Source organism: Phenylobacterium sp. (assembly GCF_030651185.1).
Taxonomy (GTDB): domain Bacteria; phylum Pseudomonadota; class Alphaproteobacteria; order Caulobacterales; family Caulobacteraceae; genus Phenylobacterium.
Genome location: NZ_JAUSCJ010000012.1, coordinates 149,455 through 162,078, shown reverse-complemented (window position 1 = coordinate 162,078; position 12,624 = coordinate 149,455). Strand labels below are relative to the sequence as shown.

Here is a 12,624-nt window from a genome sequence, read left to right as displayed (position 1 = left end):
TCCCCCTGGGTCCCGGGTCTCCCCTGCGGGTCGCCCGGGATGACGCTGGATTAGGCCAGCATCCGCACCTTCGGCTCCCGGTCCCACTGGCGGCCGCGGGCGGGCGGGATGAAGGCCTCGGCGCCCGCCGCCAGGTCCACGATCGAAGCGTCCGGCTCCACATTGGCCTTGTCCAGCAGCGGCTGGGCCTCGGCGGTGAAGCCGATGGCCTTCAGGTGGACGAAGGCGTTGGAGACGAAGTCCGTCGCCGCGCTCTCCATCAAGAGCTGGTCGCAACCGGCCTCTGACAGCACCAGGGCCACGGCGTCGAACAGCACCGAGGGCGTGCCCGCCAGCTGGCCGTCGACCGGCAGCATCTTGCCGTCCTTCAGGGTCACGCCGCCGACCTTGGGGGCGACGATCTTGACGCTGGCGCCCTCGGCGAGCGCCGCCTTTTTCACCGCATTGATCACCGCCCCGTCCGCCCCGTCGGTCACCAGGATGGCGACGGCGCGACCGTTCAGGGTCTCGGGATACTTGCCCAGGATGCGCAGGGCGGGCGAGGCGTCCATGTCGGCGGGCTTGACCGCCGCGTCAGCCTTGGCCGGCAGGTCCATGGCCAGGCCGTCAGCCACCCGCTTGGCCAGGTCCGCGTCGACGTTCTGCAGGTTGGCCAGGATGCGCAGCCGCACATGCTCGAAGCTGCACTTGGACAGTTCGAACACCAGGGCGCTGGCCAGGTGGGCCTGCTCGACCGGGGTCTGCGAGGCGTAGAACAGCCGCGCGTGGCTATAGTGGTCGGCGAAGGTCTCCGCCCGCAGCCGCGCCTTGGGCCCGCTGTCGGTCGCGGCGGCCGTGCGGAACCCGCCCTTGGGGTCCTCGCGCGGGCCGCCGGGCTCTCCGGCCTCACCCAGGCTGTTGGGTTCGTAGTTGGCGCGGCCGACCGGAACCTCCATCTGCATGTGCCCGTCGCGCTGCAGGTTCTGGAAGGGGCAGCCCTTGGCGCGGTTGATGGGCAGCTGGTGGAAGTTCACCGAGCCCAGCCGCGACAGCTGGGTGTCCTGGTAGGAGAACAGCCGCCCCTGCAGCAGCGGGTCGTCCGAGACGTCGATACCCGGCGGCATGTTGGTGGGCAGGAAGGCCGCCTGCTCGGTCTCGGCGAAGAAGTTGTCGACGTTGCGGTCCAGCACCATACGCCCGATCACCTTGATGGGGACCAGCTCCTCGGGGATCAGCTTGGTGGCGTCCAGGATGTCGAAGGGCAGGGCGTCGGCCTGCGCCTGGCTGAGCAGTTGCACGCCGAACTCCCACTCAGGGAAGGCGCCCGAGTCGATGGACTCAAACAGGTCGCGGCGGTGGTAGTCCGGATCGGCGCCGGCGATCTTCACCGCCTCGTCCCAGCAGGTGGACTGGGTCCCCAGCTTCGGCCGCCAGTGGAACTTGACGAAGGTCACCTCGTCCTTGTCGTTCAACAGCCGGAAGGTGTTGACGCCGAAACCCTCCATCATCCGCAGGGAGCGAGGGATGGTGCGGTCCGACATCGCCCACATGATCATGTGGGTGCTCTCGGGCATCAGGCCGATGAAGTCCCAGAAGGTGTCGTGGGCGCTTGCCGCCTGCGGATAGCCGCGGTCGGCCTCCATCTTCACGGCATGGATCAGATCGGGGAACTTGATGGCGTCCTGGATGAAGAACACCGGGATGTTGTTGCCCACCAGGTCCCAGTTGCCCTCCTTGGTATAGAACTTCACCGCGAAGCCGCGCACGTCGCGCGGCGTGTCCACGCTGCCCGCCCCGCCGGCCACGGTGGAGAAGCGGGTGAACAGCTCGGTCTTCACCCCCACCTCGGTGAGGATCTTGGCGCGGGTGTATGTCTCCAGCGACTCCGTCAGCTCGAAATAGCCGTGCGCCGCCGAGCCGCGGGCATGGACGATCCGCTCGGGGATACGCTCATGGTCGAAGTGCTGGATCTTCTCCCGCAGGATGAAGTCCTCCAGCAGGCTGGGCCCGCGCGCCCCGGCCTTCAGAGAATTCTGGTCGTCGCTGACCGGCACGCCGAAATTGGTGGTCAGCCGCGCGTCGGGCGCGCTGGCGGTCTGGTGCAGTTCGCCGCCGGCCCCGATGTGCGAGGTCTCGGCGCCGGCGGGCGGGGTCTTGGGCTTGGTCATGTCTAGGGTCCTATCGAGGGTTGCTAGCCCAACGCGGGACCGCGCGATTGGTGACGGCGCCGAGCGGAAAAAACCTGCTCTGTCAGGGCTCCGACATAAGGCTGCGCAAGGGTTTGCGGCCGTCGGGCCCGATGGACGCGACGGAACAGGCGGACTTGTCGGATCGGGCGTTGTCTGTTCGTCCTAGGAGCAGCACACAACCCAGGAGGTTCCCATGTCCTATGTCGACGGCTTCATCCTCGCGGTCCCCAAGGACAAGATCGAGGACTACAAGGCCATGGCCCGGCTGGGCGCAGAGGTCTGGAAGGACCTGGGCGCGCTGGCCTATGTGGAATGTATCGGCGACGACGTGCCCTACGGCGAACGGACCTCGTTCCCGCGCGCCGTCCAGGCGACGGACGACGAGGTCGTGATCTTCTCCTGGATCGTCTACGAGAGCCGCGAGGCGCGCGACGCGATCAACGCCAATGTCATGGCCGATCCGCGCATGCGCCAGTACGACCAGACCAATACCCCCTTCGACGGCAAGCGGATGATCTATGGCGGCTTCCAGCCCTTCATCCAGGTCTAGAACCCGAACGGCGACCCGTCGGGGTTCTGCAGTCTCGGCTGCTGGAACGGGGCATAGGCCAGTCTGGCCGGGCGGGGCGATCCACCGCGGTAATAGGCCTTACCCTCGCCGTTTAGAGCCCCGACATATTCCCAGTCGCCCATATAGTAGCGGCCCTCGCCGCGCGCCTCGCCGCGATAGAAGACGACGGTGAACCGCGACTTGTCCCCATAGGTCCACTCCCCCGAGCCCTCGGCCAGGCCGTCCTTCCAGTTGACCGAGAACTGGTCGAAATTGGCGGCGTAATAGACCCCGCGCCCATGGCGCGCGCCGCCGCTCATGCCGCCGTCGTACTTGGCGGCGAAGCGGTTGTTGCGGGAATAGACGACGATCCCCTTGCCCTCGGCCATGCCGTTCACGCAGGGCCCGGTCCAGCGCACGGTGACCGCCGGGTCGGGGCGGGTATTGTAGACCGCGCACTTACTGAAGGGGTCCACGACCCAGTGCGGGTCCTTCACGTAGTCCACATAGCGGGCGTTCGCCGGCTTGGGCTGGGCCGGAGCCTGGGCCTGGGCGGCGCCCGCGGCGAGCAGGGCGGCGGCGGTGAGCAGGGCGCGGATCACGACTGTCCCTCCGTCCCGGTGCAGACCGGGAAACCCTTGGCGTCGCTGCGCCGGTGCAGGACCAGCCGCGGCAGCCGCTTGCTGGAGAGCGTCAGGGCCTTGTCCGACAGGACCCCGCGAAACGCCTCGCCGCCGGCGGTGGTGAAGCTCACCGCCGCGCCCGTCAGCTTGGCGGTGGTGGCGGCCTGAGGCGCCATCGGGGCCCCCTCGGCCACCTGTGTCACGATCAGCGGCCCCGACCCCGGCGCCTGGAGGAACACCCGCAGACCGCGCGCGTCGCCGGTCTCCTGCGACAGGCAGATGTTGGAGAAGGCCTGCGCCTTCCTCAGGTCCCAGGGCTTAGTGGGCGGCCCGCTCTGGGCCAGGGCCGGGCCCGCCAGCAGGCTCAGGGCCAAGGTTATGATGAAGGTCCGCCGCATGGCTGCTCCCCGATTTGAGGCTCGAACCTCGCAGGGACGCCCGCCGGGCGGGACTGGCGAAAAATGGGGGAGGGCGGAGGCCCTATACCTCCCGCGCGATTGGATAGAGCAGGTAGCGGTCGTCGTAGAAGGGCGTGCGCTTGTAAAACCAGGCCAGCCGCGCGCCGGGGCTGGCGGCGAACTTCGCGTCGGCGGCCAGCCTGGCCTCGAACTCCGCCTTCAGGGCCGGATCGGCCGCCAGCATGCGGTCGGCCAGGGGGGCGATGGCGTAGGCCTCGATATACTCCACCCGCGTCAGCACCTCGGGGATCATGCCCCAGGCGAAGAAGCTCTCGCTGGACTGCGGCTCCAGCAGCAGGACCACGACATCCCCCAGCGGCTGGTCGGTGGAGATCCGCACCGAGCCCGGCATGAAGGTCCAGTCGCGCCGCTCGGGCGTCACCTCCTTGACCGTGATGGCCACGTGGCCCTCGGCCGCCTGGGTGGCGATCTCCGGCTTGGCCAGCCGCAGCATCTCGACGCCGACGGTGGTCGGCGCCGTGACCGGCTCCAGCGTCACACCGTGCAGCTCCAGCCGCGCGATCAGGTCCGCCCGGTAGCCCGGCACCCAATACCCCTTGGGCCGCGCCAGCGTCAGGGTTGGTTCCGACAGGAAGTGGGGCAGGGACCACAGCTCGGGGTCCGGCTCCCCCAGCCAGCGGATCTCCCGGCGGCCCGAGGCCAGGCTCTCATAGGTGTCGTACTTGATGCCCTTGAAGCTGCGCGTCCGCGCCGGCGCCTTGCCGGGGACGAAGTTGGCCGGGATCTGCGCCGGCCGCAGCGCCTGGTCGGCCATGATGGCGCCCCGCAACGACGCCCCCTCGGTGGCCAGCAGCTTCAGCGACGTCTCCAGGAACACATAGGTGGCCAGCACCCGCTGGGCGTGGGGCTTGAGGCTATGGTTCTCGATCAGGATGGTGGGCACATGGGCCGCCGCGCCCCAGCCGTTGGAGAACCGCTCCCCCAGGCCGCCGTCCGACAGGCCCTTCTTCGGATCCTCGTCGTCCAGACCGAACACCAGCTCGCCGGGGATGTGCCCCTCGGCCTCCAGGCTTGCATAGATGGCCGGCTTGAAGGCGTCGTCCAGCCAGGCCGCGATGGCCGGCGACCGCGACCAGCTGGCCGCCTCGCCATTATAGCCGAAGGTCAGGTCGTACTGGTAATCCAGGCCATCGGTGACGTGGATGTCCACATAGAGGTCGGGCCGGTACCTGTTGATCAGCCGCCGCGCCGCCCGCATCTCCGGCTGGTCCAGCTTCATGTAATCGCGGTTGAGGTTCTGGTTGGCAGCCGTGTTGCGCCAGCCCTGGATGCGCGGCCCCCGCTGGTTGGGCCGCGAATAGCGCGAGGCCCGCTCGTGCCCGTCGACGCTGAGGATCGGCGCCAGGATCAGGTTGGCCCCGTCCAGCAGGCTGTCTTTCCCATAGAAGCAGATGTCGCGCAGCAGCATCATGCCGGCGTCCTTGCCGTCGATCTCGCCGGGATGGATGCCCGCCTGGGCCAGCAGCACCGGCTTGCCCGGATCGAACGCATCGCCGTCCTTGCTGGCGATCACCGCATAGATCGCCCGCCCCTCGGGCGAGGTCCCGAACACCTCGATGCGGATCCAGGGCGAGGCCGCCTCCAGCTGGTCGAACCAGGCCCGTGTGTCGGCATAGTCGGGGCTGAAGTCATGCTCCGCATCGGCCTCGAACGCCGTCACCCAGGGATCGGACCCATCCCGCAACAGCGCCTGGCTCGCCCCCTGCCAGGGCGGCGCGGGCGGCAGGAAGTCCTGGTCCCAGGGGGCGGTCGAAGGGGCGTTGGTCATCGGAGGGCTCACACCGGGCGCAAACGGACCTGATCGTCATGAGCGAGCCGACGGCGGCTGTCGAGAGCGCCGGTGGAACCTTCCGCCAAGGTGGAGGTTAGCGCTGCATGTCCATTCTCATCTTCATCGTCGTCGTCATCGTCCTTCTGGCCCTCGCCTTGTGGGCCGTCCAGAAGCTGCCGGTTCCCTCTCCGCTCAACTGGATCCTGCAGGTCCTGCTGATCGTGATCGCGATCTTCGTGATCGGGCAGCGCGCCGGCCTGTTCTAGGCTGATCTGATCGCGTGGCGCGGCGGGTTCCTGCGGGGTCCCGCCGGGCTGCGCGCTCGCGCCTGGGTCACAGCTTGCCGAACGCCACGCCGCGCCAGCCCCAGCCGCCGGCGTGCGCGGCCTTGATCAGCGGGTCTTTGATCTCAGCTGTGCTGAAGCTGTACTCGTAGATCTTGCCGAAGGAGAGGTCCTCCTCCCGGAAGGCGTAGACCGCCTCGTAGCTCTTCTCCCACTTGCGGCCGCGCGAGGCGCTGGCGCTGGCCGACAGCGTCGGTACGCCCGCGCGCCACTCCACCTCCCACTCTTCATCGACGGCCCGCACCTCGCCCTTGGCCTCGTCGAAGGTCATCCGCACCTTGAACACCCGCTTGATGCCGGCCTTGGCGAAGATCTCGATCCACTTGGCGTCGACGATCCGCCACTCGGCCACCAGGTCGCAGTGCTCCTTCTTGGTGGCCTCGCGGATCTTGAACGGGGCGGTGGCGCGGTTGACCGCCATCAGCCGCTTGCGCAGCTTGGCCACGGGTTCCCGCGCCACGCCGCTTGGGGCCGGCTTGTTGCCGGTCAGCCAGTCCAGGATACTCATGGTGCTTTCTCCGTCGCGCAGCGCGGGGCGCGACGCCTTGACACCATGGCATGATCCCTCGTCAGGTGGCCTCTATTCCTGGTCGGTGACCACCGTTCGAAGGACCGACGAGATGACCTACCTCAACCGCCTCGGACGCGCCTGCGCGATCCTCGCCTTGCTCGCGCCGCTGGCGGCCGGCGTCCCGGCCCAGGCGGCGCCCAAGTCGCCCGGCGAGATGCGCTGCGGGTGGCTGCAGAACCCGTCGCCGGGCAACTGGTGGATGTTCGACAATGCCGGCGAATGGACCATCGGCACGCAGGGCGGCTTCCAGGCCCGCGGCCTCGACGAGGTCCCCGACCTCACGGAGCGCGACTGGGTGGTCACCAACGGCTCATCCTACGGCTATGGCTGCGTCTGCATGAGGGTCCAGACCGACCCCAAGCAGCGGCGCATCACCCGCATCCACAGCGTCGCCCAAAAGCCCCTCAAGGTCTGCCGCACCGACAAGAAGCTGCCCAAGCCGTAAGGTCTTAGACCCCCTGCGCTCAGGCGCCGGGCTTGGGCGCCTTGCGAAGTTGCTCGGCGCGGTGATCGTGCACCTTCTGAATCTCCTCATCGGAGACCAGGCCTTCGAACGCCGCGGGATCGTGCAGGGGGCGCAGTTCAACCTCCCCGCTGGAGAACGGCACGCGTTTGGCCCATCCGACCGCGTCCTCGGCGTCCGGGCATTCCAGGATCCAGTAGCCCGACGCCAGTTCAGCCGTATTGGGGAAGGGTCCCTGGGTGACGACCGGTTTGCCCAGGCCTTCGAACCGGACGCGGGTCCCCGCGGCGCTGGGCTGCAGTCCGGCGCCGTCCACCAGTACGCCGGCGGCGATCATCTCTTCGTTGAACCGGCCCATGTCGGCCATCAGGCGCTCGACATCGACAGGCATTTCACCGCGTTCGGATTCCGGCGTGGCCTTCACGATCAGCAGGAAGCGCATGGTCAGTCTCCTCTCGGGCGGCAATCAGGTCGTACATCTATGACGAACACCGGACGCCCCCGCCGACAACGGGTGGTGAATTTCCAATCGATCTCCTGGCCCCCCAGGCTCACACCGGCGGCGTTTCCAGTGTTTCCCAGGACTCCAGCAGCTCGATCTGCCTGCTGATCCAGTCCGGGGACAGGGAGACCATCCCCCACTCGGGAACCCGGCTGGCATACTCCCCCATGAACCAGAGGTGGCGGAAACTGACGAACCCGGCGATGGCCGCGAAGTCTGCGGGCGGGATCTCCCGCGCCGTGCGGTAGCCCGTGATGAACGCCGCCCATGCCGCCAGGGACCTGGCCTGCGGGATGGCGCCGCCCGTCTGCTGCAGATGCGCCCAGAGATAGACCGCCAGGTCGAAGGCCAGCGGGCCGGGTCCCGCGTCGTCGAAGTCGAAGAACCCGGCGACCCGGACTCCGTCGGCGCCGCTGGCCATGAAGGTGTTACCGCCGTGGCAGTCGCCGTGGCAGGTCACCTGGCGCAGCTCGGAGGCCTGCGCCAGCCTCAGCTCCAGGCGCGTCATCAGGCCGGTCACCGACGACCGGGCGGCGTCATCCATCGTCGGCGCCGCCAGCAATCGGGCCAGACCTCCGCGGCGCAGAGCCTCCAGGGAATAGGCGTACCGGCTGGGCGGGCCGGCATAGGTCTCTGCGGCCTCGTGGATCAGGGCCAGGCCTCGCCCCATCAGCGCGACGTCGTCCAGGTTGGCGCGGGGTGGCGCGCCGTCGAGCCACCGAAACAGCATCAGCGTCCGCGCGCCCTCGGGCGCCGCGAAGTCCCGCCACAGGGCCCCCTCCGCATTGGGGATCGCCGCGCCCACAGCGACGCCCGCTGTCTGCAGGTGCGCGAGCAAGGCGCCCTCATAGGCGCTGTTGGCGGGACCCCGCGCCCGCAGACCGGCAAGCCTCGCCGCACAACGCTCCCCGCTCTCGAAGCGCACATCATAGACATCGTTGAAACCGCGCCGGATGAGCTCGCAAAAGGCGACCGCCCCGAGCGAATAGGTTTCCTGGATCACCCGCGCGATCTCCGTCGCGGCGACCGTCGAATAGACCGCCTTCAGGGCAGGGAGAGCCGCGGTCGTTTGGTCGGTCATCGAGGTGTCCTTCTCTCGAACTCGGGGTGGCGCCCTGGGCGTCAGGTCGCGGGCTGGGTTTCGAAGCAGGGGAGGGCGCGGTCAATCTGGTGCCAGGGCTGCGCCGAGCCGACCCACAGGTTGGCGCCGGGCCGGAAGACGCCGGGCTCATCCAGAGCGCCGACCCGGATGGGCATGATCTCGGGATGGCCCGCATTGATCGCCGACAGATGCGTCCCGCAGCTTACCGGATCGAAGTCCGCAATCCACCGATGACAACGACAGGCTCTGAGATCAGGTCACGTCGGCTCGGCGCCAGGAGCGGACTATAGCGCGCCTCCAGGTTTATGACATTCACGCGGTCTTCAGGCCGCACAGATGACGCGCCGGAGTTCGATGGTCACTGCATCAGTCGAAGGGATGGAGCGTAGGCGCCTCGCCATCACAGATCGGCCGCATCACGTCCCAGTGGCCTCGATGCGGCAAGCGCTCCATGCGCGAGCCATTCTGGTTGCCCAAGCGCCAAGCATGCGGCCCATGAAGTCGAGCTCGGCCTGACGCTCAAGCGACTTACGTTCCGTCGGGCATCGGCCAGTCCGGGTTCGCCCCCCGGCGTCCCCACCAAAAGGGGCGTCCCTACCGTGGGCGCGCGGCGCCCCGATGGTGCTCCGGGCGTAGGCGGCGTCCAAGGCCGCAAATCGGCGATAGTCAGGGGACGGGTCGCCGCAGGTCCGGCGGTTAGAGGTCTCTAAGCCAATCCCAAATGAGATCTGGCCGGCGATAGTCATTCAGTGGCTCGCCCCCCTCCGCGGCGTTGCGCAGCCGTCCGGGCGGCGCGCCAAAGCGGCGGCGGAAGGCCCGATTGAAGTTGGCGTCGGAGCGGAAGCCGTGCCGATAGCCGATCTCGCTGAGCGAAACTGCGCCAGCCTTGTCCTCCATGATCGTGCGGAAGGCGTTGTCCAAGCGGCGGACCTGCACGAAGGCGCTGACGCCACCAAGGGGCTTGAACAGCCGATAAAGCTTGGCGCGAGAGACCCCCAGTTCGGCGGCGACGCTTTCGGGCGTGAGGTCCGGGTCATCGAGCCGCGCGTCGATCAGGCTCCGCGCCCGAACCATGCTGACCTTGTCGGCTGGCCGCGCGTCCTCCCAGGCGACGCCGGCTTGGGCGAAGATCAACGCTTGAACCAGGGCGCTCGCCGCCGTGGCCATCGGCCGCGCCTCGGCGGCCGTCAGATGGGGGAGATTCTCCCACAACGCGTGCATGAACCCCGCCAGGAGCCGGGCGCTTGGGCTGTTCTCCGGCGCGACCAAACCATGGAGGTCGAAGCCTGCCGCAGGGCCAAGCAAAGCTCGCGGCAGCATCAGATTGAGCGTGCGGAACGCGTCGGCGCGGAACTGGAACGGCCGCGACCAGTCGATCAGGCGCAGGACGCCCATTGTGCTATTCACGAGCCGTCCGTCGTAGTCGCCCTCCCACCGATTGCCGGGAAGGTCGAGAACCACCTGCACATTGTCGCCGCCGTCCGCCAGCAGGTGAGCGGGAGACCGGTCGAACCGCTGCGCGACGCCCTCGCAGCGGGAGAATATCGCCGCCTCGATGTGAAAGCTGTCCATGCGATTGGAGAAGCTGGCGTCGGCCCCCGATAGCTCAACCGCGAAGATGCCTGCGCAGGCCCGCCGGTACTGCTCGGCGGCGTCGGCCTGCTCGCGGGCGTCGAGAACCCACAGGTCCCTCCGGACAGCCGACGACTTAGAGATGGCGATCCCCTTTGTTGCGCGCCTTGCGCCGAACGCCGCGAATGGGCGCTCCGCAGCCCAACATGCAAACGTTCGCCGCCTTCAACCCCCAGGTGATGCAAGTGCGACGCTGGGTCAAGATTCGTAGAACCCCAGGATAATGACTTCCCATCCTTCTAAACACAGACTGTCCAGGAAGTACGCTCAAACAAAGTGTAGGGGGATATTGCATGTCGAAGGCCGCGAGCACCACAACCAAGGCTGCGCAAAACGTGAAGGCGGGACCGCAAGCCAAGGCCGACGCGGCTTCGGGCGGCGAAAACCAAGTCATCACGATCGATGTCATGGCCAACGACGCCGGCGGCGGTGGCAAGGCGCTCTGGTCATTGAACCAGGCCGATCCCGGCGTCTACACCGCCCCGGACGTGGCGATGACCCTGGCCAGCGGCGCCACGGTGCGTTTTGAGGGCGGCAAGGTGGTCTACGACCCCGGCCAGGCCTTCGACCATCTGAACGAGGGCGAGGTCGGCGCCGACAGCTTCACCTATGCCATCCGCATGGGGAACGGGGTGGTCAGCTACGCCACCGTCACCGTGACCCTGAACGGAGAGAGTGATGGCCCCGTCGACGAGAACCTCGTCGGCACTGAGGGTAACGACACCATCCTTGGCAATGGTGGCCAGGACTACATCAGCGGCCTTGGCGGCCGCGACTATATCGATTTCGCCTACGGCAGCGCCGAGGGCGGCGACGGAAATGACACCATCGTCAGCAGCGGCCCAGCCGGGGGCTTCTTTACCCGCGCTTCGCTTGATGGCGGCGACGGCGATGACGTGCTCACCCTGGAAGGCGGCACGGGGGTCATTGTGTTCGGCGAGGTCTATGGCGGAGACGGCGATGATGTGATCAATTTTGGCGGTGTGGGTGACCTCAGTCCACGATTGGCCCCAGGTTCCGGCGCCGACACGATCAACCTTAGTGCGACCGCCGCCACGGGCTCGGCCTACGTCCAATTCGGCCCCGGCGAGTTTGGGGCGGGCGACGTCATCCAGGGGGTCGGTTCGGCGTCCGACTATCTCGACATCAGAACCGAAGGCGACGGTAATCTGACTGTCGCCGGCTCCACCTGGACCTTCAACGGCGTCGCGGTCAGCGTCGCCGGAATTGACCGCCTGGGTCTCTACACGGACCAAAATGGTGACTTCGCTATCAACTCCAGGTTCGACTTCTCCGCCGCCACCGGCCTCACTTCGATCGAGGTCCGGGGCGGCGGCGGCGTCGATCACTTCGTGGCGCCGACGTCCGGGGAGGTCGCGACCTTCTTCATGATCGCGGACACGAACGGCGACAGTTTCGTCGGCGGCGGGGGCTTCGACGTCCTCTCGATCCAGTCCGGAAGCGCCTCGCCGCAATCCTTGCAGATCAATGGGCCGGGCGGCGGTCTAGCCGGCGGGGTGCAGGTCGTCGGAGCCGACCGCACCGACGTTCTGATCTCCACCAGCGGTGGAGACGTGATGGCCGCTGGCGACCTGACCGGAGTCGTGGCGGTCACCTCCTACGCCTATACCGGCAGTCCGACGGTCGTGGATTTTGGAGCTGTGACCGGTTCGGCCACCCTCGACTACCGCCTCGGAAACTATGAGGCCTTCTTCTCAGCCCAAGCCATTGTAATCGGCACCCCAAACGGCGACGTCATCCAACCCGGACGCGGCGACGACATGGTCACAGGTGGCGCAGGCGACGACCTGATCTATCTGTCCGAGCGAGGGTATTTCAGAGGAGACTATGGCTCTGACACGGTGGTGGTGGGGCCGGGAAGCGGACACGATCAGCTCTACGGATTCCGACCCGGCGGGGGCCCTGGCCACGACGTGATCGATCTCTCCGCCTACGGCTTCAGCAGCCTGGCGCAGGTGCTGAACGCCGCTGCGGGCGATGATTCATACGGAATCCGCATCCAACTCGATGGCGACAACTCAATTACGGTCGCAGACATCAGTCTGAATGAATTCACCGCCGACAACTTCGTGTTCATCTGAATCAGCGGCGGCGCCGGCCACAGGTCCGGCGCCGGAGAGCCGGACACGACATCGGAGAAACGGGTAGAGGCAAGCCGAGGGCCTCGAGGCCCTGACGCGGCTGTTCGTCACGCGCCTATCGCAGGGTCATTTCGAGCGCATGATGACCCGCAGCGTCGCCGACAGCCCGCCGGACGCGGCCTTCATGCGCGATCCCCGCAATCTGGCCGACGACTCGCGGGGCTACATCACCCAGGCTTCGCCCTGCGGCATAAAGAGGACCTTCCGAAGGTCGCCCTAGAGCCCAACCTGGTCGTCGCGGCCGACCTGCTGGCCTC

General features: G+C 67.6%; 14 protein-coding genes. 5 read left to right on the top strand and 9 right to left on the bottom strand.

What is annotated here, in order from left to right; translation table 11 throughout:
- Window positions 1-50: 50 nt before the first annotated feature.
- The gene (locus tag Q7J39_RS04855; protein ID WP_304821004.1) at window positions 51-2,147 is read right to left on the bottom strand and encodes a catalase; all 2,097 of its coding nucleotides are present in this window, start codon (window positions 2,145-2,147) and stop codon (window positions 51-53) included.
- 214 nt (window positions 2,148-2,361) lie between these two features.
- Between Q7J39_RS04855 and Q7J39_RS04850 the strand changes: the two genes are divergently transcribed.
- The gene (locus tag Q7J39_RS04850; RefSeq protein WP_304821003.1) at window positions 2,362-2,718 is read left to right on the top strand and encodes a DUF1428 domain-containing protein; all 357 of its coding nucleotides are present in this window, start codon (window positions 2,362-2,364) and stop codon (window positions 2,716-2,718) included.
- Here Q7J39_RS04850 and Q7J39_RS04845 read toward each other — a convergent pair.
- The 3 genes from Q7J39_RS04845 to Q7J39_RS04835 all read right to left on the bottom strand — a co-directional run bounded on the left by Q7J39_RS04845 (window position 2,715) and on the right by Q7J39_RS04835 (window position 5,588).
- A complete protein-coding gene (locus Q7J39_RS04845) occupies window positions 2,715-3,320 on the bottom strand; it encodes a hypothetical protein (RefSeq protein ID WP_304821001.1) in 606 nt (201 codons plus the stop codon). The two genes, Q7J39_RS04850 and Q7J39_RS04845, sit on opposite strands and share 4 nt — an antisense overlap.
- A complete protein-coding gene (locus Q7J39_RS04840; RefSeq protein ID WP_304820999.1) occupies window positions 3,317-3,739 on the bottom strand; it encodes a hypothetical protein in 423 nt (140 codons plus the stop codon). The genes Q7J39_RS04845 and Q7J39_RS04840 overlap by 4 nt, the downstream gene beginning before the upstream one ends.
- Window positions 3,740-3,821: 82 nt before the next feature.
- A complete protein-coding gene (locus tag Q7J39_RS04835) occupies window positions 3,822-5,588 on the bottom strand; it encodes a M14 family metallopeptidase (protein ID WP_304820997.1) in 1,767 nt (588 codons plus the stop codon).
- Between the two features lie 107 nt (window positions 5,589-5,695).
- On the opposite strand from Q7J39_RS04835, the gene Q7J39_RS04830 reads away from it, so the two are divergent.
- Window positions 5,696-5,857: a hypothetical protein gene (locus Q7J39_RS04830; RefSeq protein ID WP_304820995.1), complete on the top strand. Its 162-nt coding sequence runs from the start codon at window positions 5,696-5,698 to the stop codon at window positions 5,855-5,857.
- Window positions 5,858-5,924: 67 nt separating this feature from the next.
- On the opposite strand, the gene Q7J39_RS04825 is transcribed toward Q7J39_RS04830, so the two are convergent.
- A complete protein-coding gene (locus Q7J39_RS04825) occupies window positions 5,925-6,443 on the bottom strand; it encodes a hypothetical protein (RefSeq protein WP_304820994.1) in 519 nt (172 codons plus the stop codon).
- A gap of 112 nt (window positions 6,444-6,555) precedes the next feature.
- Between Q7J39_RS04825 and Q7J39_RS04820 the strand changes: the two genes are divergently transcribed.
- Complete coding sequence (locus Q7J39_RS04820) at window positions 6,556-6,951, top strand: DUF4087 domain-containing protein (protein ID WP_304820992.1); 396 nt, start codon at window positions 6,556-6,558, stop codon at window positions 6,949-6,951.
- A 19-nt stretch (window positions 6,952-6,970) separates the two neighbouring features.
- Here the strand turns inward: Q7J39_RS04820 and Q7J39_RS04815 are convergent, their stop codons facing one another.
- The 4 genes from Q7J39_RS04815 to Q7J39_RS04800 all read right to left on the bottom strand — a co-directional run bounded on the left by Q7J39_RS04815 (window position 6,971) and on the right by Q7J39_RS04800 (window position 10,259).
- Window positions 6,971-7,411 (bottom strand): YciI family protein, encoded by a 441-nt coding sequence (locus Q7J39_RS04815; RefSeq protein WP_304820989.1) that lies wholly within the window; start codon window positions 7,409-7,411, stop codon window positions 6,971-6,973.
- A gap of 109 nt (window positions 7,412-7,520) precedes the next feature.
- Window positions 7,521-8,552: a phosphotransferase enzyme family protein gene (locus Q7J39_RS04810; RefSeq protein ID WP_304820986.1), complete on the bottom strand. Its 1,032-nt coding sequence runs from the start codon at window positions 8,550-8,552 to the stop codon at window positions 7,521-7,523.
- A 41-nt stretch (window positions 8,553-8,593) separates the two neighbouring features.
- The gene (locus Q7J39_RS04805; protein WP_304820984.1) at window positions 8,594-8,728 is read right to left on the bottom strand and encodes a hypothetical protein; all 135 of its coding nucleotides are present in this window, start codon (window positions 8,726-8,728) and stop codon (window positions 8,594-8,596) included.
- A gap of 541 nt (window positions 8,729-9,269) precedes the next feature.
- Complete coding sequence (locus Q7J39_RS04800) at window positions 9,270-10,259, bottom strand: helix-turn-helix domain-containing protein (protein WP_304821083.1); 990 nt, start codon at window positions 10,257-10,259, stop codon at window positions 9,270-9,272.
- Between the two features lie 239 nt (window positions 10,260-10,498).
- Here Q7J39_RS04800 and Q7J39_RS04795 point away from each other — a divergent pair, with 239 nt between their 5' ends.
- Window positions 10,499-12,307 (top strand): hypothetical protein, encoded by a 1,809-nt coding sequence (locus Q7J39_RS04795; protein WP_304820982.1) that lies wholly within the window; start codon window positions 10,499-10,501, stop codon window positions 12,305-12,307.
- Window positions 12,308-12,449: 142 nt separating this feature from the next.
- Entirely contained in the window at window positions 12,450-12,587 is a 138-nt protein-coding gene (locus Q7J39_RS04790) for a hypothetical protein (RefSeq protein WP_304820980.1), read from the top strand.
- Window positions 12,588-12,624: the final 37 nt, after the last annotated feature.